The 26,979-nt window shown below is 72.0% G+C and carries 24 protein-coding genes; 15 read left to right on the plus strand and 9 right to left on the minus strand.

From position 1 onward, the window contains the following. The first annotated feature begins 12 nt into the window (after positions 1–12). The 10 genes from ACFRCG_RS20785 (at position 13) to ACFRCG_RS20830 (ending at position 7,838) form a co-directional block, all read left to right on the plus strand. Positions 13–408, plus strand: a complete 396-nt coding sequence (locus ACFRCG_RS20785) for a hypothetical protein (protein ID WP_380033466.1) — start codon at positions 13–15, stop codon at positions 406–408. A 257-nt stretch (positions 409–665) separates the two neighbouring features. Continuing rightward, positions 666–1,487 (plus strand): tryptophan 2,3-dioxygenase, encoded by an 822-nt coding sequence (locus tag ACFRCG_RS20790; protein WP_380033468.1) that lies wholly within the window; start codon positions 666–668, stop codon positions 1,485–1,487. Positions 1,488–1,998: 511 nt separating this feature from the next. Next, positions 1,999–3,207, plus strand: coding sequence for a cytochrome P450 (locus ACFRCG_RS20795; protein ID WP_380033470.1), 1,209 nt, complete (start codon positions 1,999–2,001; stop codon positions 3,205–3,207). A 166-nt stretch (positions 3,208–3,373) separates the two neighbouring features. After that, positions 3,374–3,877 carry a GNAT family N-acetyltransferase gene (locus ACFRCG_RS20800; protein ID WP_380012024.1) on the plus strand — a complete coding sequence of 168 codons (504 nt, stop codon included), beginning with the start codon at positions 3,374–3,376 and terminating at the stop codon, positions 3,875–3,877. Positions 3,878–3,894: 17 nt separating this feature from the next. Further along, positions 3,895–4,059 carry a hypothetical protein gene (locus tag ACFRCG_RS20805; protein ID WP_380033472.1) on the plus strand — a complete coding sequence of 55 codons (165 nt, stop codon included), beginning with the start codon at positions 3,895–3,897 and terminating at the stop codon, positions 4,057–4,059. 227 nt (positions 4,060–4,286) lie between these two features. Continuing rightward, on the plus strand, positions 4,287–4,469 hold the full coding sequence (locus ACFRCG_RS20810) for a hypothetical protein (protein WP_380033474.1): 183 nt from the start codon (positions 4,287–4,289) through the stop codon (positions 4,467–4,469). Further along, entirely contained in the window at positions 4,466–5,371 is a 906-nt protein-coding gene (locus tag ACFRCG_RS20815; protein ID WP_380033475.1) for a sigma factor, read from the plus strand. The genes ACFRCG_RS20810 and ACFRCG_RS20815 overlap by 4 nt, the downstream gene beginning before the upstream one ends. Beyond that, positions 5,368–6,018 (plus strand): hypothetical protein, encoded by a 651-nt coding sequence (locus ACFRCG_RS20820; RefSeq protein WP_380033477.1) that lies wholly within the window; start codon positions 5,368–5,370, stop codon positions 6,016–6,018. Before ACFRCG_RS20815 ends, ACFRCG_RS20820 begins: the two co-directional genes overlap by 4 nt. Before the next feature lie 143 nt (positions 6,019–6,161). Next, positions 6,162–7,145, plus strand: a complete 984-nt coding sequence (locus ACFRCG_RS20825; protein WP_380033479.1) for a GlxA family transcriptional regulator — start codon at positions 6,162–6,164, stop codon at positions 7,143–7,145. An 87-nt stretch (positions 7,146–7,232) separates the two neighbouring features. Continuing rightward, the gene (locus ACFRCG_RS20830; RefSeq protein WP_380033481.1) at positions 7,233–7,838 is read left to right on the plus strand and encodes an isochorismatase family protein; all 606 of its coding nucleotides are present in this window, start codon (positions 7,233–7,235) and stop codon (positions 7,836–7,838) included. 27 nt (positions 7,839–7,865) lie between these two features. Here the strand turns inward: ACFRCG_RS20830 and ACFRCG_RS20835 are convergent, their stop codons facing one another. Together ACFRCG_RS20835 and ACFRCG_RS20840 are read right to left on the minus strand one after the other, a co-directional pair. Then, positions 7,866–8,570, minus strand: coding sequence for a hypothetical protein (locus ACFRCG_RS20835; RefSeq protein ID WP_380033482.1), 705 nt, complete (start codon positions 8,568–8,570; stop codon positions 7,866–7,868). 160 nt (positions 8,571–8,730) lie between these two features. Then, positions 8,731–9,237 (minus strand): Lrp/AsnC family transcriptional regulator, encoded by a 507-nt coding sequence (locus ACFRCG_RS20840; protein ID WP_380033483.1) that lies wholly within the window; start codon positions 9,235–9,237, stop codon positions 8,731–8,733. Between the two features lie 90 nt (positions 9,238–9,327). On the opposite strand from ACFRCG_RS20840, the gene ACFRCG_RS20845 reads away from it, so the two are divergent. Beyond that, complete coding sequence (locus ACFRCG_RS20845; protein WP_380033484.1) at positions 9,328–10,326, plus strand: EamA family transporter; 999 nt, start codon at positions 9,328–9,330, stop codon at positions 10,324–10,326. A gap of 133 nt (positions 10,327–10,459) precedes the next feature. Here the strand turns inward: ACFRCG_RS20845 and ACFRCG_RS20850 are convergent, their stop codons facing one another. Then, positions 10,460–11,446 carry a hypothetical protein gene (locus ACFRCG_RS20850; RefSeq protein ID WP_380033486.1) on the minus strand — a complete coding sequence of 329 codons (987 nt, stop codon included), beginning with the start codon at positions 11,444–11,446 and terminating at the stop codon, positions 10,460–10,462. Between the two features lie 757 nt (positions 11,447–12,203). Here ACFRCG_RS20850 and ACFRCG_RS20855 point away from each other — a divergent pair. Continuing rightward, on the plus strand, positions 12,204–13,007 hold the full coding sequence (locus ACFRCG_RS20855; RefSeq protein ID WP_380033487.1) for a hypothetical protein: 804 nt from the start codon (positions 12,204–12,206) through the stop codon (positions 13,005–13,007). A gap of 28 nt (positions 13,008–13,035) precedes the next feature. Here ACFRCG_RS20855 and ACFRCG_RS20860 read toward each other — a convergent pair whose 3' ends face one another. The 5 genes from ACFRCG_RS20860 to ACFRCG_RS20880 all read right to left on the minus strand — a co-directional run bounded on the left by ACFRCG_RS20860 (position 13,036) and on the right by ACFRCG_RS20880 (position 21,633). Further along, positions 13,036–13,530, minus strand: coding sequence for a hypothetical protein (locus ACFRCG_RS20860; RefSeq protein ID WP_380033489.1), 495 nt, complete (start codon positions 13,528–13,530; stop codon positions 13,036–13,038). A gap of 115 nt (positions 13,531–13,645) precedes the next feature. Next, positions 13,646–14,911: an aspartate kinase gene (locus ACFRCG_RS20865; RefSeq protein ID WP_380033490.1), complete on the minus strand. Its 1,266-nt coding sequence runs from the start codon at positions 14,909–14,911 to the stop codon at positions 13,646–13,648. 79 nt (positions 14,912–14,990) lie between these two features. Next, complete coding sequence (locus ACFRCG_RS20870) at positions 14,991–16,349, minus strand: aspartate aminotransferase family protein (protein ID WP_380033491.1); 1,359 nt, start codon at positions 16,347–16,349, stop codon at positions 14,991–14,993. Positions 16,350–16,432: 83 nt separating this feature from the next. Beyond that, entirely contained in the window at positions 16,433–20,500 is a 4,068-nt protein-coding gene (locus tag ACFRCG_RS20875) for a Pls/PosA family non-ribosomal peptide synthetase (protein ID WP_380033493.1), read from the minus strand. A gap of 914 nt (positions 20,501–21,414) precedes the next feature. After that, entirely contained in the window at positions 21,415–21,633 is a 219-nt protein-coding gene (locus ACFRCG_RS20880) for a hypothetical protein (protein ID WP_380033494.1), read from the minus strand. Positions 21,634–21,765: 132 nt separating this feature from the next. On the opposite strand from ACFRCG_RS20880, the gene ACFRCG_RS20885 reads away from it, so the two are divergent. From ACFRCG_RS20885 to ACFRCG_RS20895, 3 genes are all read left to right on the plus strand, one after another. Continuing rightward, positions 21,766–23,907, plus strand: a complete 2,142-nt coding sequence (locus ACFRCG_RS20885; RefSeq protein WP_380033496.1) for an MMPL family transporter — start codon at positions 21,766–21,768, stop codon at positions 23,905–23,907. Between the two features lie 105 nt (positions 23,908–24,012). After that, on the plus strand, positions 24,013–24,948 hold the full coding sequence (locus ACFRCG_RS20890; RefSeq protein WP_380033497.1) for a slipin family protein: 936 nt from the start codon (positions 24,013–24,015) through the stop codon (positions 24,946–24,948). A gap of 290 nt (positions 24,949–25,238) precedes the next feature. Further along, positions 25,239–26,408, plus strand: a complete 1,170-nt coding sequence (locus tag ACFRCG_RS20895; protein WP_380033499.1) for a PLP-dependent aminotransferase family protein — start codon at positions 25,239–25,241, stop codon at positions 26,406–26,408. On the opposite strand, the gene ACFRCG_RS20900 is transcribed toward ACFRCG_RS20895, so the two are convergent. Beyond that, positions 26,360–26,878, minus strand: a complete 519-nt coding sequence (locus tag ACFRCG_RS20900; RefSeq protein ID WP_380033500.1) for a tetratricopeptide repeat protein — start codon at positions 26,876–26,878, stop codon at positions 26,360–26,362. The two genes, ACFRCG_RS20895 and ACFRCG_RS20900, sit on opposite strands and share 49 nt — an antisense overlap. Positions 26,879–26,979: the final 101 nt, after the last annotated feature.

The raw sequence follows: 26,979 nt of genomic DNA on the forward strand, positions 1-26,979 counted from the left end.
ACCATGCCCCGCGTGAACCCGGAGAGCGCGCCATCCCCGCCCGACCATCTCCCCGATTCCTTCTGGGAGCGCGTCGAGGACGTGTGCCGGGACCCCGAGCGGGTCGACGCCGCCCTGCGCGCCCTGGGCCCGGCCGACCTCGCCTGCTTCCACCGCGAATTCCTGGACGCCGTGGTCGAGTTGCTCGACGACCCGTTCACCCCGTACCTGCCGGACTCGGAGGACGGCGCCGAGGACGTCGCGCACTGGGTGGTGAGCCGGGGCCGGGCGTACTACCGCTCCCTGTGGGCCGATCCCGAGACCTTCCCGGCCTGGCGACCCGGACTGCCCGGGGTGCGTGTCGGGCAGATCGCGAGCGTTCACCACGACCTCACCGGCGAGTCGCTCGACTGGGATTGGGAGGACTGAGTCCCTCCCGCCCCGGCCGATCGTGCCCGAGCGGCGGGCCGCCCCCGCACCCCGGCCTCGCGGCCCGGTTCGCGCCCCGATCAGGCAGGGTTTACGAACGTAAGCACGACCCCGCACAACGTGTTGTGATCATGACATCCAGCCGGCGCGTTTCCGTGTGTCGGCCATTCCTGAAAGGCCGCGACCGGCACAAGATGGTGCCCGTCGTCTCCGAGGCCATCGGAACGGTTGACAGCCCGCGAGGAGAGGACGCGCCGATGAGCGACGCGCCGGACAGCATGGACAGCACGGACACCGCAGACGCCGTGGACACCGCAGACATCACGTACGGCAGCTATCTGCGGCTGGACACCCTGCTGTCGTGCCAGCAGCCGGCCACTGACGCGCACGACGAGATGTTGTTCGTCGTCATCCACCAGGTCTACGAGCTGTGGTTCAAGCAGATCCTGCACGAGGTGGCACTGCTCCAGCGACACCTGGAGACCGGGAACAGCGCGGGCGCGCTGCATACGGCGCGTCGGGTGGCCAAGATCCTGAAGACCGTGGTCGGCCAGCTCGACATCCTGGAGACCATGACGCCCCGCCAGTTCGCGTCGTTCCGGGACGCGCTCGGCACCTCCAGCGGGTTCCAGTCGGCCCAGTTCCGCGAGCTGGAAGCGGTGCTCGGGCGCCGTGAGTTCGGCGGTTACGACCTGGACCTGGACGACCGGCTCAAGGCCGCCGCGCACCGCCCGTCCGTGTTCGACTCGCTGCTGCGCCACCTCGCCGGCCTCGGCTACCCGGTGCCCGCGCGGGTCCTGGACCGCGATCCCAGCCTGGCGTGGCGGGCCGACCCGGACGTGCAGGCGAGCCTGGAGGCGGTCTACCGCGACGAGACCGGACACGCCGCGCAGGTGTGCGAGGCCCTCGTCGACATCGACGAGGGCCTTCAGGAATGGCGCTACCGGCACATGAAGATGGTCGAGCGCACCATCGGCGCCAAGCTCGGCACGGGCGGCTCGTCCGGCGCGGCCTATCTGCGCTCCACCCTGTTCAACCCGGTCTTCCCAGACCTGTGGGAGGTCAGGTCGAAGGCCTGAGCCGGGCCGCGCGCGCCGGGATCCGGTCGACGGCGATCGGCTCGGCCAGGTCCGGCGCGATGTCCGCGACCGCGCGGTGTGCGGCGGTGGTGAGCCGGACCGTGCCGTCGGCGTCGATCCGGTCGATGCCGTCGCCGGCGGCGAGGCGTTCGTTGAAGGCGACGCCGCGTCGCCCGTGGCCGAGCGGCCGGCACCAGCCGCCGCCCGGGGCCGCCCGCGGCCAAACCGTCGGCGACCCGCTCGCCCATGTCCCCCACGCCGATGATCAAAATCGTGGTCATCGGCCGATCGTAGGGGCCGGATCGGCCCGCCGTAAGGCCAATGCGGGCCACGTCGTCGGGCCCGGCGCCGGCGGCGTCGCGCCGCACCGGGAACGGGCGTCGGGACCGGACCGGGACGTGCGCGGGACCCCCGCCCCACGCGTTCGGGACGCCCGTGCGTCCACCGTGGAGGGCACATGTCGCCGGTATCGCCGGCGAACGACCCGCCCCCGTGGACTGGGAGAGACACGATGACCACCGACGAGCAGGTATGGGCATGCCCGTTCCGGCACGACGAGGCTCTGGAGCCCGATCCGACGATGGCCCGGATGCGCACCGAGGCACCGGTCGCCCGGGTCCGCATGCCCTACGGCGAGGGGCGCTGCTGGCTGGTCACCCGGCACGCGGACGTACGCCTGGTCACCTCGGACCGCCGGTTCAGCCGGGCGGCGCTGGTGGGTACCGACTTCCCCCGGATCACCCCGGCGCCGATCGCCCAGTCCGAGGCGATCAACCTGATGGACCCGCCCGTCCTCAACCGGGTTCGCCGGCTGGTGGTCAAGGCGTTCAGCAACGCGCAGGTGGAGAAGCTGCGGCCGTGGACGCAGCGTGTGGTGGACGAACTGCTCACCGGGGTCACCGAGCACGGCGCACCGGCCGACCTGATGGAACTGCTCGCCGGGCAACTGCCGTTGCGCACGATCAGTGAACTGCTCGGCATTCCGGAGGCGGACCGACCCGGGATCCGCCGGCACGCCGTGGCGATGATGTCGATGAACGTCGCCGATCGGACCTCGGCCGCCGCGGCGAAGGCGGGCTTGCGCGCGTACTTCACCGCACTGTGCGCCGCGCGGCGCCACGACCCGGGCGACGATCTGATCAGCGCGCTGGCCACCGCACGGATCGACGACGAGATGTTGGACGAGAGCGAACTGACGGTTCTGGCCATGTTGTTGATGGTCTCCGGACACGACACGCTCACCTACGACATCGGCAACATCGTCTACACGCTGCTGACCCGTCCGACCCATCTCGCCGAACTGCGCGCCCACCCCGACCGGTTGCCCAAGGCCCTGGAGGAGTTGTTGCGCTTCATCCCCTTCCGCCAGGGCGTCGGCATCCCGCGCGTGGCCCTGGAGGACGTGGACTTCGACGGCGTCACGGTGCGCGCCGGCGACACGGTGCATGTGTCGTATCTGACCGCCAACCGCGACGACGCGGTGTACGAGCGGCCCGACGAACTCGACTTCGACCGGGACAAGCCGGCCTCGCACATGGCCTTCGGGCACGGCACCCACCACTGCCTGGGCGCACACCTGGCCCGGATGGAATTGGAGGTCTGCATCGGCTCGCTGCTGGCCGCGTTCCCCGATCTGCGACTGGCCGTTCCCGCCGAGCGGGTGCGGTGGAACACGGTGTCCATCTGGCGTTTCCCGCTCGCCCTCCCGGTCGCCTGGTGACCGCGCCCGGGGTGACCTCGACGGGGTCGGCGAGTGCTCGATCCCGGCCGCCCCATGCGGCAACCATTCGGTGGCGGGTCACCCGAACGGCCCAACGAAGATCACCCGTTGGAGCGGCCGATCGGGCGACGGCCTCGGTGTCCGCGAGCCTCGATAGCCTGTCGCAATGGGCAAGAGTTTGATGTATCTGGAGATGACCGCGCCCGACGAGCTGCGGCCGTCACGGCCCGTCGAGGCACTGGGACTGCGGCGGGTGGAGCCCTCGCCCGAGGTGTACGCGCTCCAGGCGCGGATCGGCGCGCCCTACGGCTGGCGCAGCACGGAGCGAACCGAGCATGATTGGGCCGAACTTCGCGCCGCCCACCCGCTGCGCGAATCCTGGCTGATCACCCATCGGGGGGAGAGCGCCGGCATCGGCAACCTCGAACCGCAACCCGGCGGCGTGGTCGAGGTGGTCACCTTCGGCCTGCTCCCCGAATACGTCGGCAAGGGCCTGGGCGGCTGGGCCCTGACCCTGGTGCTCCGTCAGGCGTGGGCCACCCCGCCGCTCCCGGACGCCGCCTCGGTGTGTCGGGTCTGGCTGCACACCTCGTCCGAGGACCACGCCAACGCCCTGAAGAACTACCGCAGTCGGGGCCTGCGCCTGTACGGCGTGGAAGCGCACGCGTAGGCCCTGTCCGCCGGCGCGTGCGGGCGATCCGACCGCACGTCACCGACGACGCGTTCGTGCGGGCCGCGGCGGCGGCCTGCGGCCTCGACGTCCTCGCCGAGGTCATCGTGCGGATGGCGTGCCTGGGCCCCGGCGGTTCGACCGGCGGCTACTTCGACGCCGACGGCACACTCCCGTGGTGACCGGTCCCGGCGCGGCGCCCGCCGCATCGGGTGTTCGGCCTGGTGGGGCGACAACGTGTAGTCGTTCGGGCGCGTTGCGCGAGATTTTGCGGTCTCGGCTTGGACGGCGGGTGGTCGGCCGGCGAGATAGGGGGTGAGAGGCCTTCGGGTCTCGTGGACACCGTCGGGTGCAACGTGCAACGCGCTCGGCGGTGTTCGCGCCGGACTTCACGGAAGGAACCGCTGCCTTGAACAACATCCTCGGCCCCGAGGCCAGACAACTGTGGCTGGTCATAGGCGTGTTGGTCGTCGTCGTGCGCGCGCCGCTCGGTGCCCTGATGCGTGGCTTCGCGCTCCCCGAGCCGCACCGCCACTGCGGCCACGGGTATCGCAGCACACACTCCGCGCGCGGAAAGGGCGGCGGACGATGACCGAACCCCGACACCCCGAGCAGGCCCAAGCCGTGGACGTGGACCTGGTGGACCTCCTGCGCAACGACTTCGTCGCCTTCTGCCACAGCCACCAACTCACGCTCACCCGCTTCGCCTACGACCACCTGGGCTCGCGCCCGGAGGCCGAGGACATCGTCGCCGACGTGCTGCTCGCCCTGTTCCAGCGCTGGGACGACGTACTGCGTGAGCCCGCGCCGCCCGTCAAGCGCGCGTTCCGGATGCTCACCGACGCCCTGGAGGACCGCCGGCTGCGGCGCGACCTGGTCCGGGACACCGTGGACCGCCGGCGCCCCGCCCCCGGCGGTCCGGTGATCGACGCGCCCGCGGACTTCGTCCGGTTCTGCCGGGAGCACCAGCAGACCCTGATCGACCACGCCTGGAAGAGCCTGGGCTGCGCGCACGACGCGGACGAGGCGGTCGCCGACGTGCTGCTCGCGCTGTCCCGGCGCTGGGCGGAGATCGTGCGCCACCCCAGCCCGCCGCTCGCGCTCGCCTTCGGGATCCTGCGCCGCCGGGTGGTGGACATCCGTCGGCGGCGCGGGCGCACCCCCGAGGTGCTGTTCGACTTCACCGCGCCGGGCGCCCCCGACGTGGCCTCGACCGGCAACGGCGACCCGGCCGCGGTGGTGCCCCACCTGGACATCCTGGATCGCACGATCGCCGCGATGCCGGTCAAGCGGGCCACCTGCGCCCGCCTGCACCTGGTCATGCAGCTGCCGCTCCAGGACGTCGCCGACTACCTGGGGGTGACCATCTCCACCGTCCGCAGCCACGTACACGCGGCCCGCAAACAACTCGCCACCGCGCTGGAGCGGGCCCGCCACGTGCATCCCGACCCCACCCCGTCGTCCCCATCGCACCCTCGGGAACCGAATACATGAACCACCTCAATTCCCTCGACCACGCCCTCCAACAGCGCCGGCGCGACATGGACGCGGCCTTCGCCGACTACGACGCCGGGGCCGCGACCCGGCGGCTGGCCGATCGCATCGTGCAGGAGCAGCTGTTGGCCGCGCTGGTCCGGCCCGGCACCATCGGTCCGCAACGCGGCACCGGTTTCGCGGACGCGCACGCCGCGCAGAACGCGGCGGCGGCGGACCTGGAACAGCTGTGCCAGGCCGTGGTGGCCCGGCCGACCACCGGTCCCCTCCTCGGCGACTTCGTGCACGAACGCGAGGCCGACGGGGCGCTGGTGTTCGGGTGCCTGCTGTATCTGACCGGGCGGCCCGCGCCGGCGGCGTTCTGGTGGCGGTACGCGGCCGGCGCCGACGACGTCGAGGCGATGCGCCTGTTGACCCTGCACCACCGGATCGAGGGCGAACCGCAGGACGCCCACCACTGGGCGGGCCGGCTGCACGCGGCCAGGCCCACGCCGGCTCCCGCCGTGACCGAGGAGGCGGGCGACCCGGAGGCGTACGTCGCGCGGGTGGAGCCGGGCATCGAGGAGGTCGACGACCCCGACCTCGGCGAGATCTGTAGACCCAACGACCGCTTCCCCCGCCTCCTGGCCGCCGCCGGCCACGGATGACCCTCACGTGGCGGGCGCGCTCCGGACCTCCCGGACGCGCCCGCCGCGTTCGTGTGTGGCCGACGCGGGCGCGCCGCGTCGATGGCCGAATGTGACGGATACCCGTCATTGCGGCCATCGGGTGTGGGCACCACGATGGACGCATGTCCACTCCACACCGTGTCGTGATCGCGGTCTTCCCCGACGTCGACCTGCTCGACGTCACCGGCCCGGCCGAGGTCTTCGCGCTGGCCAACCGGGAGACCGCCGGCGCGGCGGGCTACGTGGTTCGCCTGGCGGGCCCCGAGGCCGGCCCGGTCGGCACGTCGGCCGGCGTACGGATCCTCGCGGACGTGGCCTTCGCCGACGTGGGGGCCGCGGTGGACACGCTGCTCGTCCCCGGTGCGGTGGCGATGGGCCCGGACGGTCCGGTGGCCCTGGTCGACGACGCCGTCGTGGCATGGGTCGCGGCCACCGCGCCGCACGCCCGCCGGATCGCGTCGGTTTGCGTGGGCGCGCACGTGCTCGCCGCCGCCGGGCTCCTGGACGGGCGACGGGCGACCACACACTGGTCGACCGCCGCGCAACTGGCCGCCGACCACCCCGAGGTGCGGGTCGACGCCGACCCGATCTTCGTGCGCTCCGGCCGGGTCTGGACCGGGGCGGGGATCAGCGCCTGCATGGACCTGGCGCTGGCCCTGGTGGCCGAGGACCACGGCGAGGACCTGGCCCTCGCGGTGGCCCGCCAACTGGTCGTGTACCTGCGTCGGCAGGGCGGACAGAGCCAGTTCAGCGTGCCGCTGAGCCGACCCGCGACCGGCCGGCGGGACATCGACGAACTGCGCGTGTACATCACCGAACACCTGGACCACGACCTGTCCACGTCGGCGCTGGCCGGGCGGATGTGCCTGAGCGAGCGTCAGTTCGCCCGGGTCTTCCGGCAGGAGACCGGCACCGGCGCGGCGACCTACGTGGAGGCCGCGCGGGTCGAGGCGGCCCGCCGCCTCCTGGAGAGCACCGACGAACCGCTGGAGGCGGTCGCGGCGGCCACCGGATTCGGTTCGGTGGAAACCCTGCACCGGGCCTTCCGCAAACAACTCACCATCACCCCGGCCGGCTACCGCCGCCGCTTTCGCACGGCGTCCTGACCCCGGCGTACGAACCCGCGTGGCCCGGCGGCTTTGCCCTGCCCGAAATCCATGCAACCGGCTTCAAACGAAAGGTACTTCCGACTCATGCGCTCCTCCACGACCCTGCGCGAGGTCATCGGCCTCGACAACACGCCGCCCCGCCTCGGCGGCGCGTGCACCCTGATCATGATCGACTTCCAGAACACCTACCGCACCGGCGTGATGGCCCTCGCCGGCGTCGAACCGGCCCTGGCCGCCGGGGCCCGGCTGCTCGCCGCGGCCCGTGCGGCGGGTACGCCCGTCGTGCACGTCGTCAACGACGGCGGAGCGGGCACCTTGTACGACATCCGCGCCGAGATCGGCGCGATCAGCGGCGAAGTGGCGCCGCTCGACGGCGAAGCGGTCGTGGTCAAGCAGGTTCCCAACGCCTTCCACGACACCGACCTGGAGCACACACTCCGCGACCTGGACGCCGGCCCCGATCTGATCCTGGCGGGCTTCATGACCCACATGTGCGTCACCTTCACCGCACAGGGCGCCTTCAACCTCGGCTACCGCCCCACCGTCGTCGCCGAAGCCACCGCCACCCGGGCCCTGCCCACCCTCGACGGCGGCGTCACCCCCGCCGAAACCCTCCAGTCGGCAAGCCTGACCACCATCGCCGACCTCTTCGGCCCCGTGGTACCGACCGTCGCGCACCTGGTCGACTGATCCGTCGGCGCGGCGGATCCGGGCCGGTCAGCGGCGGCTCGTACGGGACTGGGGTTCGAGTTTGCGGATTCTGGCGAGGCGGGCCGTGTCGTCGTGGTCGCCGCGGTAGCTGTACGGGCCGGTGAACGGGGGTTGGTGCAGCGGATCGGTGAGAGCGACCAGGAAGGGCAACTCCTCCTGGCGGTCCGCCGGTTCCTCGAACTCCACGCGTCGGCCCGCCACCACGACGACCGGTCCGGATCGGCGGCACCTGGTGTAGTCGATCAGGCCGGACAGGTCCTCGATGGAGGGCACCCCCTTCGCCCCGGACGGCAGGTGTCCGCGTCGGTACGCCTGCCGTTCCCGGGCGGACGCGTCGGCGTACTCCGGCACCCGGACGCTCCAGTAGGCGTGGATCGCCGCCCACAACACCGACTCGGGCGCGGTGACCACTCCGTCGGTCCAACTGCGCCGGCCACCGACCGCGAAACTCAGGAAGCCGCTGTCCCAGTTGTTCGGCTTGATCTCGGCGATGCCCCGCGCACCGGAGTCGTCGAAGCCGAGGAGGTGGTGCGGGACGTCGATGTAGAGGGCGAGGCCCTTGTTGACCATGGAACGCTCATGTTTTTGTCCGTCGGCGGTGAAATATTTCCGTTGCCGGTCCGCGACGTCCTGGCAGCCGGCCACCGCCCGCGCGTAGTTCGCCGACGTGTCCGAGCGCTGGGTCCACTCGCCGTACAGCTGAATGATCACGCGTGACTCCTCACCCCACCGTGATAACCGACGGAAGTCAGCCAATCACTATCCGCAAAGGGCGCGCAGGTATGTTTTGCGCCAAGCTCCACGCGAGGAACGCGCCGAAGACCCCCCGCACGCCGGTGTGCGGGGGGTCTTCGGCGTGCCGGCGTGACCGCTATACGCGGGTGTCCGACGCCGCCGCGTCGGCCGCCTCGACCGTGGATTCGGCGGACAGCAGCGGGCGTTCGAAGACGGTGCGCAGCACGATGGTGGTGCCCGTGCCGCGGATGACCGGGATCGCGCGGATCCGGTCGAGGGTGTCGGCGAGCGCGGCGGTGGACGCCACCCGGACCTTGATCCAGAAGCAGTCCTCGCCCGCCACCTCGTGCGCCTCCAGGACGGCGGGCTCGCGGTGGATCGCCGCCTCGACCTGATCGCGCGCCGCCCGCCCCGCGTCGAAGCGCAGCGCGATGAACGCGGCCGTGCCGGCGTCGACCCGCGCCGGGGCCAACTCCGCGTGATAGCCGGTGATCACCCCGTCGCGCTCCAGCCGTTGGATGCGCTCGCGCACGGCGGGTTCGGACAGATCCACCGATTTGGCCAGGGCGCGCACGGTGCGCCGGCCGTCCGCGCTCAGCGCGCGAAGGAGCGCCCGGTCGATCTCGTCGAGCTGCCGCGTCATGGAAAAGCCCCTTGTTCCGGCGATCGTGTCTGACCTACTCTAAAAAAGGTTAGCAGCTTGGATCTCCTAATTTAATGAGGTGTGCTGGTCGTGTTGTCTCCTCAAAAGAGGGATCGACTGTTGCCGTGGGTCGCCCTCGTGACCGTGTGGATCGTGTGGGGCTCGACCTATCTGGGCATCCGCTACGCGGTCGAGACGATCCCGCCGCTGCTCTCGGCCGGGACCAGGTTCCTGGTCGCGGGACTGCTGATGTTCGCGGTGGTCGGCCCGCGACACGCACGCGGGGAGCAGCGGCCCACCTGGCCGCACCTGCGCTCGGCGGCGATCATCGGCGGGCTGCTTCTGGTCGGCGGCAACGGGCTGTTGAGCCTGGGCGAGCAACACCTCGACTCGGGCTTCGCCGCGCTGGTCGTGGCGACGGTGCCGGTGTGGATGGTGCTGATCAACGCGCTGGCCACCCGGACCCGGGTGTCGGGCGCGGTCCTGCTCGCGCTGCTCCTGGGCACGATCGGCATCGGCGTCCTGGTCGGCGGCCCGGGCGGCGACGTGCACATCGGCGGCGTGGTCATGGTCCTGATCGCGTGCGTGTTGTGGGCGGGCGGCTCGGTGTACGCGCGCACCGCGCCGCTGCCTCGGCATCCGCTGGTGGTGACCTCGTTGGAGATGACCACGGCCGGGGTGATGTTGTTCGTCCTGGCCGCGCTGCGCGGCGAGTTCGGGCGACTGGACGTGGCCGGCATCTCGACCGCCTCCTGGCTGGGGCTGGTCTGGCTGGTGTTCGCCGGGTCGATCGTCGCGTTCAGCGCGTACATGTACGTCAACAGCGTGCTCCCCAACGACACCGTGGCGACCTACGCGTACGTCAATCCCGTGGTGGCGGTGCTGCTGGGCGCGGCGATCGCGGGCGAGTCGGTGGGCCCGAACGTCTACCTCGGCGGCGCGATCATCGTCGCGTCGGTGGTCCTGATCGTCGCGACGCGCCCGCGCCCGCGCCCGGCCGAGCCGGTCGAGGAGCCGGTCGAGCAGCCGGTCGAAGCGCCCGCCCGCGTCGCGGACGTCGGCTCGCCGGAGGACGCCCGCCGCGGGTGACGACCCCGCACCCGCCCGCCGGCGCCCACGAGCGAGAGCCCGGTCCTGGGTACCACCGCCGACCCGGCGGTCCGGGACTGCCGCCGACCCGGAAGTGGCTGTTGGCATAGCCGACTTCGGGGTCGGGTCGCCGTCAGCTCGGCCGGCGGGTGCTCTGGTGCGGGATCCGCGGCCGGCGTGCGGTGACGTGGTCGGCGAGTTGTTCGGCCAGGCACAGGGTGCGCAGGCGGGCCAGGCATTGACGCGCCCACACGGTAACCGCGACGGAGCCCGCCAGGACGACGGTGAGCCGGTCGCAGCGGTGTCCGGCGAGCAGGTGTACGAGGGCGACGACGGTACAGGCGAGCACGGGTACGCTCGCGGCCAGCACGGCGGTCGCGGCCCGGCGGCGGGGTGTGCTCGCGGACACGGATATGCCGCCCGGGCGGGTACAGGGCCCACACACGATCATCACCATGCCCACGACCCGGGTGGCGGTCGACAGGCGGCCCACCCGGTCGCCCGCGCCGGACACGAGGACCTCGATGCCGCCGAGACCGATCACCGCCACGGCCACCAGCGTCACCAGGGCCGCGCCGCCGCGTCGCCCCCGGGTCGGCGTGCCGTAGAGCAGCGGGGCCAGGCACACCCACACCACGTCGACGCACAACCAGCCCACCGGGACCCAGACGGTCGACGCGGGCCCGTGCCGAGGGTCGCCGGCGGCGCAGTGCAGCGCGGTCATCCGACCCAGGGTGAGGACGGACGCGACCAGCAGCCACGCGTCCAGGGCGGTGCGCAGTCGCGGTGCGCGGCCGCCCGTGACGCGCACGACCTCGGTCAACAGGCGGACGGCGGCGGCGAGTACGACGGCGAGGGTGATCGCGAGGAAGGCGAGCGGGGGCCACGGGGAGAGGGGCCGCCCGGTCGGTTGCGGGACGGCCTGGAGGGCGCCCGCGCCGATGGTGAGCGTGCCGAACGCGATCGCGCGCGAGCGGTTCGGCCCGCGCGCCGTGCGCAGCAGGACGGCGAACGCGAGACCGGCGGCGAACAGGACCGGGAGGCCGGATCCCGAGCGACCGCCGATGCCGATCCCGACGACGGCGAGCGCGATCAGGCCGGGCTCCGGTGTCGTGGCCACCCTGGCGATCGACGGGAGGCGCTGTCGACCGGCCCTCATCGGCACCCGCCGTCGTCCGGGCCGGGGGTGGGGTGGCGGCGGCGGACAGGGCGCGACGGCGGCAGGTCGGGCCCGGCGCGCGGGGGTTCGAGGTTCGACGGGTGTCGGGTTCGCTGCGTGGCGGTCTCCTGATTCGGGCGGTGGCCGAAGGCGGCGGGCGTCGGTTGCCGGCCGCGTGCCGAGCGGGGTGCGCCGATTCCCGGAGCGGGATCCGGTGTCGGAGCGGACAACGAGGAGCCCGCGATCGATACACGCCGGTTGCCGTACGTTCACCCGATCGGCACGCGGTGTCACTCCTTCGAGTGACCTTGGGAACGGGGCAGGGCGCGCCGCCCCGGCGCCGCGATCGATCAGCCACGACAATGAGCGGCTTTTTCGCGCAACCCGCGCACCCGCGCACCCCTCGGCCTTCCGCAGCCCGTGCACCCGACGAGCGGTGCGGGCGCACGTCGCCCGCACCGCTCGTCGCGAGGTCGAGTTCCCCCGATACCCGTAGCACCGAACTCGACCCCGTTCGGTCGACATCAGCCTCCACCGCGTGGTGGCGACGGCGGAACGACCCCGAGCGTTCGGAACATGTTCGGGACACGCCCCGAAGGAGTTCCGGACGCCGGGGAGCGGGCCGCTCCGGCGGCACGTGCCGATGCCCCGACCGGCGTCGGGGAAGTCGACCGATGGTGGTGTCGGAATGTGTCGCGGGTCCGTACCATGGCGCGGCATGACGGGGGTCGGGGATTCGAAGCGGCAGCAGGGCAATCTTGTACTGCTGGTGGCGGCACTGCTGTTCGCGGTGATCGTGCTGCCCCGCGTACTGGAGGACGACAGGGACGACAAGCGCGCCGGGGGCGCGCCGGCGGCGTTGGCCGCCGCGACGAAGGGGGCGCCGACGGCGAGGCCGCCCACGGGGTTCCCGACCGTGCGCGGGCTGCCGGCGGATCCCCGGCAGACGCCCGGGCGGACGCCGAGCGGGAGCGATTCCCGGCCCGGCGGTTCGGTGCCGACCCCCGTGCGCGACCCGCGCGCGGACGCGTTCGCGGCGGTGGCCCACAACGGGACCTGCCTGAACGCGTGGCAGACCGGGACGGAGCGCGGCGGCGGCTGGAACACCGACATCCCGCGTGCGGTGGACTGCGACTCGGACAGCGCGTTCGTGCGCGTGGCCGGAGTGAACGCCACGAACTGCCCGATCAGCGACCCCGGGGTGACCAGTTGGCGCTACCGCGACGTCGAACTGTGCCTGGAACGGCAGTTCCGCAAGGGCCAGTGCTTCCTGGTCTCCCGCTCGGGCGGGACCGAGAACTCCCCGCGCTACTCAGCCAACCTGTTCACCTGGATCGACTGCGGCGCGGCGCGCATCCCGGCGAGCTTCGATTCGCTCCTGGCCGTCACCGGCGTCTACCGGGCCCCGGCCGAAGTCCACGCCGGTGCGTGTGCCAGGGTGGCCAACGACCGTACGTACTACTGGTACTGGGTCGCCCACAACGACACCACGCTGGTCTGCGCGACCTATCCGAATCGCTGACGGGCGCCGAACCCCCGTCCACACGCGGTCATTTGCGGGTCGCGGTGTGCATCACTCCGAAGCCGATCCCGAGGGCGAGCAGCACGATCGGCCCGGACGCGAACAGGTAGTACATGCCGACGGCGACGGCCAACGCGCAGTAGGCGGCGGACACATAGGACAGGGCTTTCTGCAGTTCCGGCGACCCGTGCCGGTTGAGGCGTACGACCAGGGCACAACACACCGCCGCCCACACCGCCGCCCGCTCCTGTCCGAACGACGCCGTCTCGAACAGGTTCGCCGCCGTCTTGTGCAACCCGTTGTCGGCCATCGACACGGCCGCCCGGGCGAGCGCCTGAACCCGGTCCGGGGGCGCGGCCCCCGGTCGCAGCCCGTGGATCAACGACCGCCAGTATTCGGACAGGAGCAACACGGCCAACCCGAGGCCGTGAAACACCTTGGCCGTCCCGTCCGCGGACCCCAACCGCCCCTGAGCGGGCGTCTGTTCGACCCCGGCATCCCCCGCACCCCCGTCAGTCGCCATCTGCGCAGCGTAGCGAACGACGAACGGGCGCGAGGCCGGGATTTTCCGGGTGGAACCGACGACCGCCGGCATCGGGACACGTTCCCGACGCCGGCGGCCTTCGGCGGGCCGACGGTCAGCGGCCCGAACCCGCGTGGACCAGGGCCTCCTCCGTCGTGTCGAGGTCGAACGCGGTGTGCAGCGCGCGCACCGCGTCGACCACCTGGGCGGTGCGGCACAGGACGGAGATCCGGATCTCCGACGTCGACATGATCTCGATGTTGACGCCCACGGCCGCCAGCGTCTCGCAGAAGGTCGCGGTGACCCCCGGACCGGCCCGCATGCCGGTGCCGATCAGCGAGACCTTGCCGACGTCCGCGTCGTGGCTCACCCCCTCGAAGCCGAGTTCGGCGCGTGTCGCGTCGAGTGCGGCCAGCGCGCCGGCCACGCCCTGTTCGGGCAGGACGAACGTCAGATCGGCGCGGGCGTCGTCCGGTCGCGCCGCGTTCCGCACCACCATGTCGATCTCGCCCCCGGCGTCGGCGACCGCGCGGACCAGCCGGCCCACCGCCCCCGCGCCGTCCGGGACCCCGTGCGCGGTGACCTTCGCGGCGGACAGGTCGTGCGCGACGCCGGTGATCCGCGACGGTTCCGCGCCGGCGTCGTCGGGCGCGCCGGACACGGTGGTTCCGGGCTTGTCCCCGTACGAGGACCGGACCTGGATCGGTACGCCCCAGCGGCGGGCGTACTCGACCGAGCGCAGGGCCAGCACCCGACTCCCCGATGCCGCCATCTCCTGCATGGCGTCGTAGGTGATGTGATCGAGCAGCCGCGCGCTCGGCACGATCCGGGGATCCGCGCTGTACACGCCGTCCACGTCCGTGTAGATCTCGCAGACGTCGGCCTTGAGCGCGGCGGCCAGCGCGATGGCCGTGGTGTCGGAACCGCCGCGGCCCAGCGTGGTGATGTCGTCGGTGTCCCGGCTCAGGCCCTGGAATCCGGCGACCAACACGATGCAGCCGCGGTCGAGTTCGCGCCGCACCCGATGCGGTACCACCTCGACGATCTGCGCCCTGCCGTATTCGGCGGTGGTGAACACGCCCGCCTGGGGTCCGGACAACGAACACGCCCGCGCGCCCAGGTCGCGGATCGCCATCGCGGCCAGCGCGTTGGAGATGCGCTCGCCCGAGGTGAACAACATGTCCAGCTCGCGCGGGTGCGGGAAGGGCGAGATATTCCGTGCCAGGTCGAGCAGTTCGTCGGTGGTGTCGCCCATGGCGGACAACACCACGACGACGTCGTGACCCTCGTGACGTGTGGCTACCACGCGTTCGGCGACCTGCTTGACGCGCTCGATGCTGTGCACCGAGGAGCCGCCGTACTTCTGCACGATGAGAACCATGGAGTGAGATCTCCTCGAGGCCGCCTCGGACGGGCGGCCGGTCGGCGCCGGGTCGGCCGGTGGCCCGGTGCGGATGGGCCTACGGGTGACCGGCTTCGACGGCGTCGACCAGGATCGTGCACGCGGCGTCCACGACCTCGGCGGTGACGTTGAGCGGCGGGAGGATCCGCACCACGCAGTCCTCGCGTCCGCCGCGCTCGACGATCAGCCCCCGGCGCAGCGCCCGGGCCTGGATCGCGCGGGCGAACTCCGCGGCGGGCAGCCCGGTTTCCGGGTCCGCGATCTCGATGCCCCACATCAGGCCCCGGCCGCGCACCTCGCGTACCCAGGGGTCGGCCATCAGCGGCGTGAGCCGGTCGGCGATCTGCGCGCCGCGCCGACGCACGTTGCCGAGGATGTCGTCGCGCCGGACGATGCGCACGGCCTCGACCCCGGCGGCGAAGGCGAGTTGGTTGCCGCGGAAGGTGCCGATGTGTGCGCCGGCCGCCCAGCCGTCGAGCGCGTCGTCGTACAGGATCACCGCGATCGGGGTGCCGATGCCGCTGAGCGCCTTGGAGGCGACCACGACATCCGGTTCGATCCCGTACTGCTCGAACGCGAACCAGGTTCCGGTGCGCCCGCAGCCGGTCTGCACCTCGTCGACGATCAGCGGGATCCGCAACTCCCGGGTGAGCGCCCGCAGTCGCTGGACGAAGTCGGCGGTCGCGGGCACCACGCCGCCCTCGCCCTGCACGAGTTCGAGGAGCACCGCGGCGGGCAGCGGGATGCCGGCGTTGCCATCGGTGAGCGAACGCTCCAGGTAGGCCACGCAGTTCGTGGTGCACGTGTCGGGGCTCAGGGCCAGCGGGCACCGGCCGCAGTAGGAGAACGGGAAGAAGTGGGTGCCGGGCACGCCGTTGGGGACGGGCCGCTTCGCCGAGACCAGACCGGTCAGCGCCATGGCGGCGTGTGTGCTGCCGTGGAAGCCGCCCTGGAAGGTGACGACGTCGCCGCGACCGGTGGCGATCTTGCAGAGCTTGATCGCCGCCTCGATGGCGTTGGCCCCGGTGGGACCGCAGAAGTGCACCTTCGTACGCTCGCGCATCCCGGCGGGCAGCATGGACAGCTGGGCCTCCAGGAACGCGTCCTTGACCGGCGTCGGGAAATCCAACCCGTGGGTGAGCACGCCCAGTTGCGCGGTGACGGAGCGGACCAGCTCGGGGTGGTTGTGGCCCAGGGAAAGCACGCCGGCGCCGGCGAGGAAGTCGATGAAGACGTTGCCGTCGACATCGCGCACGAAGCTGCCGGCGGCCTCGGCCAGCGCGATGGGCAGATTACGCGGATACGTGCGGGCGTTGGACTCGCGCCGGGCTTGGCGCGCGAGCAGTTCGGCGGAGCGCGGACCGGGTAGGTCGCACGCCACGTGGGGCTCGGTCATGGTGACCTGGGCAAGCGTCATGGGGATCTCCGATGGGGACCATGGGACATGGGGGATGGGACATGGGGGATGGGGGACGGGAATGGGATGAGGACCGGGGTGTCTCACCCGGGGCGGGCCGGGATGCCGCGCCACCGGGTCTCGTCGGGCAGGTGTTCGCCCTTCATCACCAGGGACAGTGCGTCGAGCGAGGCGCCCGCGCCGACCCGCGCGTCGTAGAGCACGACCGACCGGGTGCCGACCGCGGCACCCGCGCCGATCCGGACCTCGGACATCTTCATCACGCGGTCCTCGAACAGGTGGGTCTGCAGCGACGTCACCTCCGCCACCGCCGCGTCGTCGCCCACCTCGACCAGGTCGAACTCGGTCAGATACGTGGTGCCGAGCCAGACCCGCCGGCCGATCCGGGCGCCGAACAGCCGCAACACCGGGCCCATCAGGGGAGTGCCGGTGAGGAGGTTGAGCAGACTCGGTACGACCAGGTTCTCGTACAGCCCGGTGATCAGCTCCGTGCGGCGCACCCAGATGCTCCACAACGGCTCGACCCTGGCCCGATAGCGGCCGATGACCAGCCACTTCAGCACCACCGCGGCCAGCGTGGAGCCGACCCCGACGGCCAGGAACAGGGCCGGACCGAGCAGGAACAGCACCCACGGCGAGCACACCCCGGCGAGCCGGACGGCCGCGTACAGACTGCCCAGCGCGCCCAGCGCGGCGATCGTGGCGGGCAGCGTCACCCGGAAATACTCGATCGCCAGCCGGGCCGCGATCAGCCCCCGGCTGGGGTCGTACGTCAACTTCGCCGGGAACTCCCGGCTCTCCTCGCGGCGCGGCAGGAAGATCGCGGGCGAACCGAGCCAGGTGGTCTCGGGGTCGATCGGCCGGGTCGGCGCGAGCGAGTGCACGCCGAGCAGACTGTTCTCGCCGAGCCGGCACGAGCCGGGAACGAGCGCGCCGTTGCCGACGAAAGCGCGCGCGCCGATCTCGGCCGGGGCGAGCGCGACCTGTCCGTGATGGAACACGGCCGGACCGACCACGCTGACGTCCGCCACGAAGCTGCGCTCGCCGATGATCAGCATCTCGGGGTCGACGAAGCTGACCGTGGCCACCTCGGACCAGCGCCCGGTACGGGCACCGAGCAGGCGCAGGAACGGGACGAGGTACAGCGTCGAGTAGAGCGCGTGGGTCAGCGTCAGACTGGCCGTCATCATGCCGTCGCCGATCCACTTGCGCACGCCCAGGCCGCTGCGTTCGGGATGGATGCCGGCCCGGGAACGCGGCAGCACCACACGCTTGACCACCAGCACCAGCACACACGTGAACAGCACCACCAGCGGCCCGGCCGGGAGCGTGGCGGCGATCGCCCAGCCGAAGCCGTACCGCCAGGCGACGACCCCCACGAGCGCGCCCGCGGCACCGGCGACCAACAGCGGGACCAGGGCGAGCAGTACGGCGCCGGCGCCGAATCCGATCAGGACCCGCAGCGGCCAGGCCCGGCCGTCGTCCTCGGCCGCCATCGCGTCGAGCAGGGCCGGCGCGCCCTCCTGGCGGGTGACGGGTGAGCCGGCCCAGTGCTCGTCGGCGGGCAACACGTGGTCCGCCGGAACCAACGACTGCTCACCGATCGAGGTGCGGTCGCCGATCACCGCGCCCGCGAGCACGACGCTGTTGGTCCCGACGAAGCAACCGGCGCCGATGCGGACCGGCGCCAGCCGCAACCACCCGTGCTCGACCACGTACGGCTGGATGCGTGCGCCGTAGCCGATGCTCGCCCCGTCGCCGATCTCCACGAACGCGGGCAGCCCGAGCACCGCCGACACATGGCAGTCGCGGCCGACCCGGGCGCCGACCAGCCGCAACCAGGGGGCCAGGAGCGGGGATCCGGTCAAAAACGCGAGCGGACTGAACGCGAGCATCCGGCCGTACAGCCAAAACCGCAGGTAGGTCACGCCCCACAGCGGGTACCACCCGGGGCGTACGCCGAGCATCAACAACCGCGCGGCGAACAGCGAGACGAGCAGGCTCGCGACGATCCACCCCACCTCCAAGGCGATGAACCCGGGCAGGTGGAGGCGGGTGAGGCGGTCGAGCACGCCGCCGGGCGCGGGCTCGTGGATCGGCAGGTCCCAGGCCAGGAACACCCGGTACAGCAGCACGACCGCGGGCAGGCCCAGGACCAGCAGCCACGCGTACAGTGCGACCAACTGTGCGACACCACAGGCGAATACCCGCCGGCTGCCGTGCCGCAGCGGCGCCGGCGCGGGGGTGGCGGGTCGCCGCGCGACACCGGCCGCCCGGGCCTCGGCCGCCGCCTCGGCCTCGACGTGCCGGGCCAGGCCACGAATCGTGGGATGGGCGTACAGGTCGCCCATCGCCACGCCGCGCAACTCCGGTTCCCGGCGCAGTCGCGAGATCAGCCGGGCCGCCGCCATGGAGTGGCCGCCGAGGTCGCAGAAGAAGTCGTCCTCGACGGAGACCTCCGCGCCGCCGAGCACGTCCGCCCAGGCCCGGGCCAGGTGCCGCTCCAGCGCCGTCTCGGGCGCGACGTGGGTACCGGTGCGCCGGTTCAGCGGCGCGGAGGTCGGCGCGGGCAGCGCGGCACGGTCGACCTTGTCCGCGGCCAGCAACGGGAATTCGGGCAGCACTTCGACGTAGGACGGGATCATGTACGCGGGCAACCGGCTCTGCAGGGTCACCCGCAACCGGGCCCGCAACGCGTCGGAGGCCGGGGCCGACGCCCCGTCGCCGCCGCCGACGAGTGTCACGTAGCCGACCAGGTCCTGCACGACGCCGTTCCGCTCCAGCGGGGTCACCACCGCGTTCTCGATCGCGGGGTCCTCGCGCAGCACCTCCTCGATCTCCGCCGCCTCGATGCGATAGCCGCGGATCTTGAGCTGGGTGTCGACCCGGCCGAGGTATTCGATCTCGCCGGTCGCGGTGAACCGGCCGAGGTCGCCGGTGCGGTAGATCCTCGGCGCGTCGGCGCGTTCGGCCTCGATCGGGTTGGTCACGAACCGCTCGGCGGTCAGGTCGGGGCGATTGACGTAGCCGACCGCCACGCCCGGACCACCGACGCAGATCTCCCCGCCCGCGCCCTCGTCGACGGGGCGCAGCTGCTCGTCGAGGATGTAGACCCGGTAGGTCGGCAGCGGTACGCCGATCGTCACCGGCCGGTTCGGGCCCAGTTCGCCGCAGGTCGCGGTGACGGTGGTCTCGGTGGGTCCGTACGCGTTGAGGATGCGCCGATCGGGTCGCGACCAGCGCCGGACCAGGTCCGGCGGGCAGGCCTCGCCGCTGACCAACAGGCTGCGCAGGAGCGGGAATTCGCCCTCGATGGTGGTCAGCAGGGTGGGTACGCAGCACAGCACCGTGATCCGGTGCTCCAGCAGGAAGTCGCTCAGCCCCTGGCCGACCCGTCCGCCGTCGGTGGGACCGGAGATCAGGGTCGCCCCGGCGATCCAGGCCGGCCAGATCTCCTCGACCGAGAAGTCGAACGCGATGGAGAGCCCTTGATAGACCCGGTCCCGGGCGCTCACCCGGTAGATCGGGGTGACCACGTGCAGGAAGTTGGCGATGCTCGCGTGCGAGACGGCCACGCCCTTGGGGCGGCCCGTGGTCCCGGAGGTGTAGATCACGTAGGACCACGAGCCCGGGTCGATCCGCACGTCGGGTCGATCCTCCGGTTGCCGGGCCAAGTCGTGCGCCGCGACGTCGAGTTCGAGCACCGGGCAGGTCGCCTCCGCGGTGCGCCCGCGCATCTCGGACGTACTGACCAGATCGCACAGGTCGGCGTCGCGGGCGATGAAGGCGACCCGTTCGGCCGGGAACGACGGGTCGAGTGGGACGTAGGCGGCGCCGGACTTGATCACGCCGAGCAGGGCGACGTAGGCGTCGAGCGAGCGTTCGAGGAGGATTCCGACGGTGCGGCCCGGCGCGGCCCCGCGGTTTCGGAGCAGATTCGCCAAGCGGTTGGCTCGGCGGTCCAGTTCCGCGTAACTCAACGAGGTGTTCTCGCAGACGACGGCGACGGCCTCGGGATTGCGGTCGCAGGATCGCTCGAAGAAATGGGGAAGTACGCGGATCGGCGACTTGTCGGGAGTGGCCGTCGGGGGTGAGGCCCCCGGGGCGACGACCGAGTCCACCGGTCCGGGAGTGGTTCTCATACGGGTCATGACTCGTCCTCGTCGGGGATTTATGTAAACCCGGTTGAATAATGAGATTCCATCGGGCATGCCTGAAGATCGACATACACGACAGGTATGGAGGACCGCTGCGACACCGCCCGCGCGTGACCGGCGCTACGGGGAAGGGCGCGACGTGCAGGCGCCATCGGTGCAGGTGAAGACGTACTCAAGGATCTGGAAGCACCCGCCGAAACGGCCCGAGACGAGCCGACGCGGCCGTTTCGCGCGGTGGATTCCGGCGAACGGCCGGAGAGCCGAAGAACGCCGTAGGGGCGCCTTGGGTTCGGCTCTCTGTGCAATTCGAAGTCGTGATCATTCTTGACCGGGAAGATCACGGCCGTGCCGCCTATTGCGACTCGTGCCGGGCTGAAGATTTGCCCGATAGCGCATGGAAGGCGAAATGAAAACTAGGTTCGCGAGCCGTCTTTGGAACAGGTGAATACGAGCCAACGTGAGGTGGCCCATTGCGACGGGTGAGGTTTACCACGGGTAACCGGAGGCCGGTGTCGCACTCCGCCGCGACGCAGCCCGGCCGGGTATCCCGACGCGGGGTGGAGGCGGGCATGGGTGGGGGAGGTATGCGCTCGACGGCCGGCCGGCGCCGCGCGCCGGCACCCGAGTGAATATTACCCATCGGAAACATGCGGCTACACAGGGTCGTGGTGGTGTCGACGCAGGGGCGACTTCGAGCCGACGGCGGGTCGGCGAAAGTCGTCCGTGGGCTCCGGAAAGCTCCGACGGCGCGTAAAGACTCGCTTACGGTTGGTTCTCGGTTGCCTCTTGACGCACCGGGAACGGCCGTGGTCGATCATGCGGGTCGAACGTCGCCTCGCTGTCGTGCGCGGGTGCGTGGGTGCGCGGCGCGCAGGTGTGACGCACGACGCGCGTCGGCCGTGGGTGGGTCAACCGCCGTCGTGCGTGGGCCACTCGTCGCCGCCCTCCCAGGCGACCTGGTCGCGGTCGGCGGGGTCGAGGCCCAGTTCGGCGGCGAGGGCGTCGAGTTCGCCCCGTTCGTGCAGTCGACGGTAGGACCCGTCGGCGAGCATGACCAGCCGATATGTGTCACCGGGACGGTACGCCTCGACGACGAGGTCGAAGCGGCCGTGTGCCTTGTCGCTCATGTCGTCCAGGGTCGCGCACCCGAGTGCGATCGGCCGGCGCCGGCGGGGGCGGGATCCGCCGGCCGATGCCATCCTGAAGAGAGTGCACCTCGGGCGACACCACATCACGTTCGAGCGGTGGAGGTGTGGGGGATGGGTGGTGCGGGGAGAGCCGCGCGGTTGGTCTGCGGACGGCGTGCCAAGTGGATCATCCTTGTGCTCTGGATCGTGGTCCTCGCCGCGGCCGCTTCGGCCGCGAGCAAGCTGACCGACGCGGAGAAGAACGACGCCTCCGCGTGGTTGCCCGGCAACGCCGAGTCGACCAAAGTCGTCGACGAATCGAAGGTGTTCCTGCCGCAAAACGTCACCGCCGTCGTGGTGTACGCGCGCGACTCCGGGCTGACACCCACCGACGACGCGACCATCGCCGCCGACGCCGAGCAGCTGCGCACCCTGACCGCCCACGGCATCGTCGGCTCCCAGGTACAGGGTCCCTTTCCCGACCGCCTCGCCGCCCCGCGCGCGAAGGTGATCCTGGTCCCGATCACCTTCGGCGACAACGGCTGGAACACCATCGCCAAGGCGGTGGATCAGATCCGGCCGATCGTGACGGACCACCCCGACGACGGCCTGGAAGCGCACATCACCGGACCCGGCGGCGTCGCGGCCGACAGCAGCGACGCGTTCCAGGGCATCGACGGAACCCTGCTGTTCGCCGCCCTCGGCGTGGTCGTGGTCATCCTCCTGTGCACCTACCGCAGTCCGACGCTGCTCCTGGTCCCGGTGGTCTGCGTGGTCGGCGCGCTGTTCGCCGCACAAGCGGTGATCTACGTACTGGCCCGACACGCCTCGCTCGTGGTCAACGCGCAGAGCGCGGGCATCCTGACCGTGCTGGTCTTCGGCGCCGGCACCGATTACGCGTTGCTCCTCGTCGCCCGCTACCGGGAGGAACTGCGTCGGCACGAGGATCGACACGAGGCGATGGCGCTGGCCCTGCACCGGGCCGGACCCGCCGTGATCGCCAGCGCCTCCACCGTGATCGTCGGCATGTTGTGCCTGCTCGCCGCCGAGATGAACTCCACCAACGGCCTGGGACCGGTGGCCGCGATCGGGGTGGCGGTGGCGCTGCTCGCGATGTTGACCCTGTTCCCGGCGGTGTTGCTGATCACCGGGCGGTGGATCTTTTGGCCCGCCGTTCCGCACCTGGGCTCGCCCGAGCCGACCGAGACCGGCCTGTGGGCCCGGACAGGCCGCCGTATCGCCCGCCGCCCGCGCACCGTGTGGATCACCACCGTCGCCGTCCTGGTCGCGCTGTCCTTCGGCCTGATCTCGCTGAACGCCTCGGGCCTGACCACCGCCGAGAGCTTCACCGGCACCCCCGACTCGGTGGTCGGCCAGAAGGTCCAGGCCCGCTACTTCCCCGCCGGCACCGGACAACCGCTCCAGGTGGTCGCGAACACCGCGTCGATGGACGCGGTCCGCGCCTCGCTCGCCGCCGTCCCCGGAGTGGTCGCCGACAGCGTCACCACGCCACCGGGCGTACCGGCGGAGCGCGACGGACGCTCGTACGTGGAGGCGACGCTGACCGCCGCCGCCGACAGCGGCGCGGCCCGGGACACGGTCGACGCCGCGCGCTCCGCGGTGCACGCGGTGCCGCACGCCGACGCCCTCGTGGGCGGCGGCACCGCGGCCCAACTCGACAGCAACCGGGCCTCGGTCCGGGACGAGAAGGTGCTGATCCCGATCATCCTGGCCGTCGTCCTGATCATCCTGGCGCTGTTGTTGCGGGCCGTGGTGGCGCCGGTGGTGCTGATCGCGACGGTGGTGTTGTCGTTCGCCGCCACACTCGGGATCAGCGCGCTGGTGTTTCGCCACGTGTTCGACTTCGTGGCCGAGGACACCTCGTTCGCGCTGCTCGTGTTCGTCTTCCTGGTCGCCCTGGGCATCGACTACAACATCTTCCTGAGCACCCGGGTGCGGGAGGAGAGCATGCGCACGGACACCCGCACCGGTGCGCTGACCGGTCTGGCCGCGACCGGCGGGGTGATCACCTCGGCCGGCCTGGTGCTCGCGGGCACCTTCGCGGCGCTGGCCACGCTGCCGATCGTCGGATTCGCCGAGATCGGCTTCGCGGTCGCGCTGGGTGTCCTGATCGACACCCTGGTGGTGCGGTCGGTGGTGGTCACGGCGCTGACGCTCGACCTGGGGCACCGGATGTGGTGGCCGAGCGCGCTGTGGCGACGCGAGGCGGAGGCGGCGGATCGGTCCGCGGCCGGGAGCGGCGACGGGCGATAGCCGAGGGTCTTCGCCGGGCCGGGGCCGGAGTTACAGTGGGGAGAGCAGGGAGTGCTCGGGGACGCCCGCATGCTCGGGACAGTCGTTTCGGCACCGGAGTCGGCCATGACCGTGGCGCTCGTGATCATCATCCTCGTCGTCGGCATCGTCGCGCTGGTCGGGCTGGCCGCCGCGACCGGGCTGCGCGTGGTCCGCCAATACGAACGCGGCGTGGTGTTCCGCCTCGGCCGCGTGCAGGAGCCGATCCGTACGGCCGGGCTGACCCGGATCGTGCCGGTCGTGGACCGTTTGCGAAAGATCAACACCCAGATCGTGACGATGCCGATTCCCGCCCAGGACGGCATCACCCGCGACAACGTCACCGTCCGGGTCGACGCCGTCGTGTACTTCCGGGTGAACGATCCGGTCAAGGCGACGGTCGAGGTGCAGGACTACGAGTTCGCGGTGTCGCAGGTCGCGCAGACGTCGTTGCGCTCGATCATCGGCAAGAGCGACCTGGACGACCTGCTGTCGAATCGTGAGGCGCTGAATCAGGGGCTGGCGCTGATGATCGACTCGCCGGCGGTGGGCTGGGGTGTGGAGATCGACCGGGTGGAGATCAAGGACGTGGCACTGCCCGAGTCGATGAAGCGCTCGATGTCGAGGCAGGCCGAGGCGGAGCGGGAGCGGCGCTCGCGGATCATCACCGCCGACGGCGAGTTCCAGGCGTCGCGCAAGCTGGCCTCGGCGGCGACGGTGATGTCGAGCAGCCCGGCGGCACTGCAACTGCGCCTGCTCCAGACCATCGTCGAGGTGGCGGCCGAGAAGAACTCCACCGTCGTACTGCCGTTCCCGGTGGAGCTGTTGCGGTTCCTGGAGAACGCGACCGCCGAATCGGCGCCGGGTTCGGGCGCGACGGCGGCGGGCGCGCCGGAGGCGACGGGTGCCGCGACGGGCGCGACCGGCGCGAACGGCGCGAACGGTACGTCGGCGTGGTTGCGGGAGGGGCACGCGCGACCACCGGTGTCGACGCATCCGCATCACCTGAAGAACCGGCGGTGACGGCCGCGAAGGTTGTCGAGGCCCGCCTGCCTCGATGCTCGCCGGCCGCTTCGTAGGCTGGGGGACGCGAGAGGGTCCCGGTCGGTCGTTCGTCTGCGGGAGGTGGGGCGTGTCGGTGGAGCGGGTGGTGGGGGTCGGTGGGCTCGATCTGCATCTTGATGTCGTGCGTGCGGACGGTGCGGTCGGGCGGGCGCTGGAAGCGGCGTTGCGGGAGGCGGTGCGGTCCGGGCTTCGTGGCCGGGCGGGGCGGCGAGCCCGCGCCGCCGACGGTGCCGTCGCGGAGTGGGCCGATGTTCGACCTGCGGCCGGGTTTGCCCGATCTCACCTCGTTTCCGCGCGATCGGTGGGCGGCGAGCGTGCGTCGGGTCGTGGCGGAGATGGACGCGCGGGTGCTGGGTCAGCCCGAGCCGGGCGGCGTGCCGCAGACGCGGGCGACGATCGCGGCCTACGTGGCCCGCACCCGGGGTGTGCGGGCGACGCCGGACGCGGTGGTGATCACGACCGGCTTCGCGCACGGACTGGCCGTCGTGGGGCGGGCGTTGGCCGCCTCGGGTGGGCGGTGCGCGGCGACCGAGGAGCCCGGTCTGGCCCGACACCGGGATCTCCTGCGCGCGGCCGGCGTCGTCCCGATCCCGCCGGCCGTCGACGGATACGGCGCCGATCCCGACGAACTGCCGTCGGACGTACGGGCCGTGCTGCTCACGCCCGCGCATCAGCATCCGACGGGCGTGGTGCTCTCGGCCCGGCGGCGCGCGGCGTTCGTCGCATGGGCGCGGCGCTGCCGCGGATACATCGTGGAGGACGACTACGACGGCGAGTTCCGCTATCGGGGCCGCCCCGTCGGCGCGCTCCAGGCGCTCGATCCGGACCGGGTCGTCTTCGCCGGCACCGCGAGCAAGACGCCGGCCCCGGGGTTGCGGATCGGCTGGCTGGTCGTGCCGGCCGCGCTGCGCGACGCCGTCCTGCGGGCGGTGGTCGAGACCGGCGCGGCGCCGTCCGCGATCGAGCAACTGGCCCTGGCCGACCTGATCCGGCGCGGCGACCACGTCCGGCGCGTCCGGCGAGTCCGACTCGGCTGCGCGCGCCGCCGGGCCGACCTCGCGGAGTGTGTGGCGGACGTGACCGACACGCCCCTGAGCGGCATCTCGGCCGGCCTGCACGCACTGCTCCCGCTGCCCTCGGCCGACCACGAGCGCCGGGTGATCGCCGCGGCGGCCCGGCGCGGCCTGCGCCTGCACGGCCTGCACGACCAGGGCTATTGGCACGACGCGGACCCGACCCGGCCGGCGGCGCTCGTGATCGGCTACGCGACCCCGCCGGGGCACGCGTGGCGGCGGACCCTGGAGGCGTTGGCCGTGGCGCTGCGCACCGGGCTCGACGAGGATCGGCGTCCGGCCGGTGCGGGTGAGGCTCAGCCGGCCGTCGGGGGTTCCGCGTTCTCGACCAGGGCGCGGGCGTAGTTGGTGACCGAGCGGGTGTAGCGGGGCAGGTGCGGCGCCAACGCGCCCAGGGCCAGGCCGACCGCTTCGCGTTCGCGCCCCGAGTCGACCAGGGACAGGGCCAGGAACGCGGCCAGGGCGTCGTCGAGGTGGTCGGATCCGGCCTCCCGCTCGGCGGTCAACAGCGCGACGCTCTCGGCGAGTTCGCCGAGGTTGCGCAGCGTGCTGGCGAACTGGATGGTGGCGGGGCGACGCATGTCCTCGGGCAATCCGAGGGCGAAGGCGCGCCGATAGTGCGGCGCCGCCTCGGCCTCGTAGCCGGTCGAGTCGTACGCCGACCCCATCCAGTAGGCCGCGACCGCGTCGTCGTCGGGCCGCTCGTCGACCAGCGCCCGGACGGCGGCCACGAAGTCGTCCGGCTGATGCGCGTCGAAGTCGGCCCATAGATCGTCCATGCGCCGCGCCCAGGTGTCGGTGCCGTTGTCGCTCATGTGTGCCAAGCCTCCGCGGAATCGGGACGGGTGGTGCCGCACCGCGACCGGGCCGCGGTGAGGACGATCCTGCCGTGTGCCGGGCCGGGTGGTCGGCGTGG

Source organism: Embleya sp. NPDC056575 (genome assembly GCF_042793325.1).
Classification (GTDB): domain Bacteria; phylum Actinomycetota; class Actinomycetes; order Streptomycetales; family Streptomycetaceae; genus Embleya.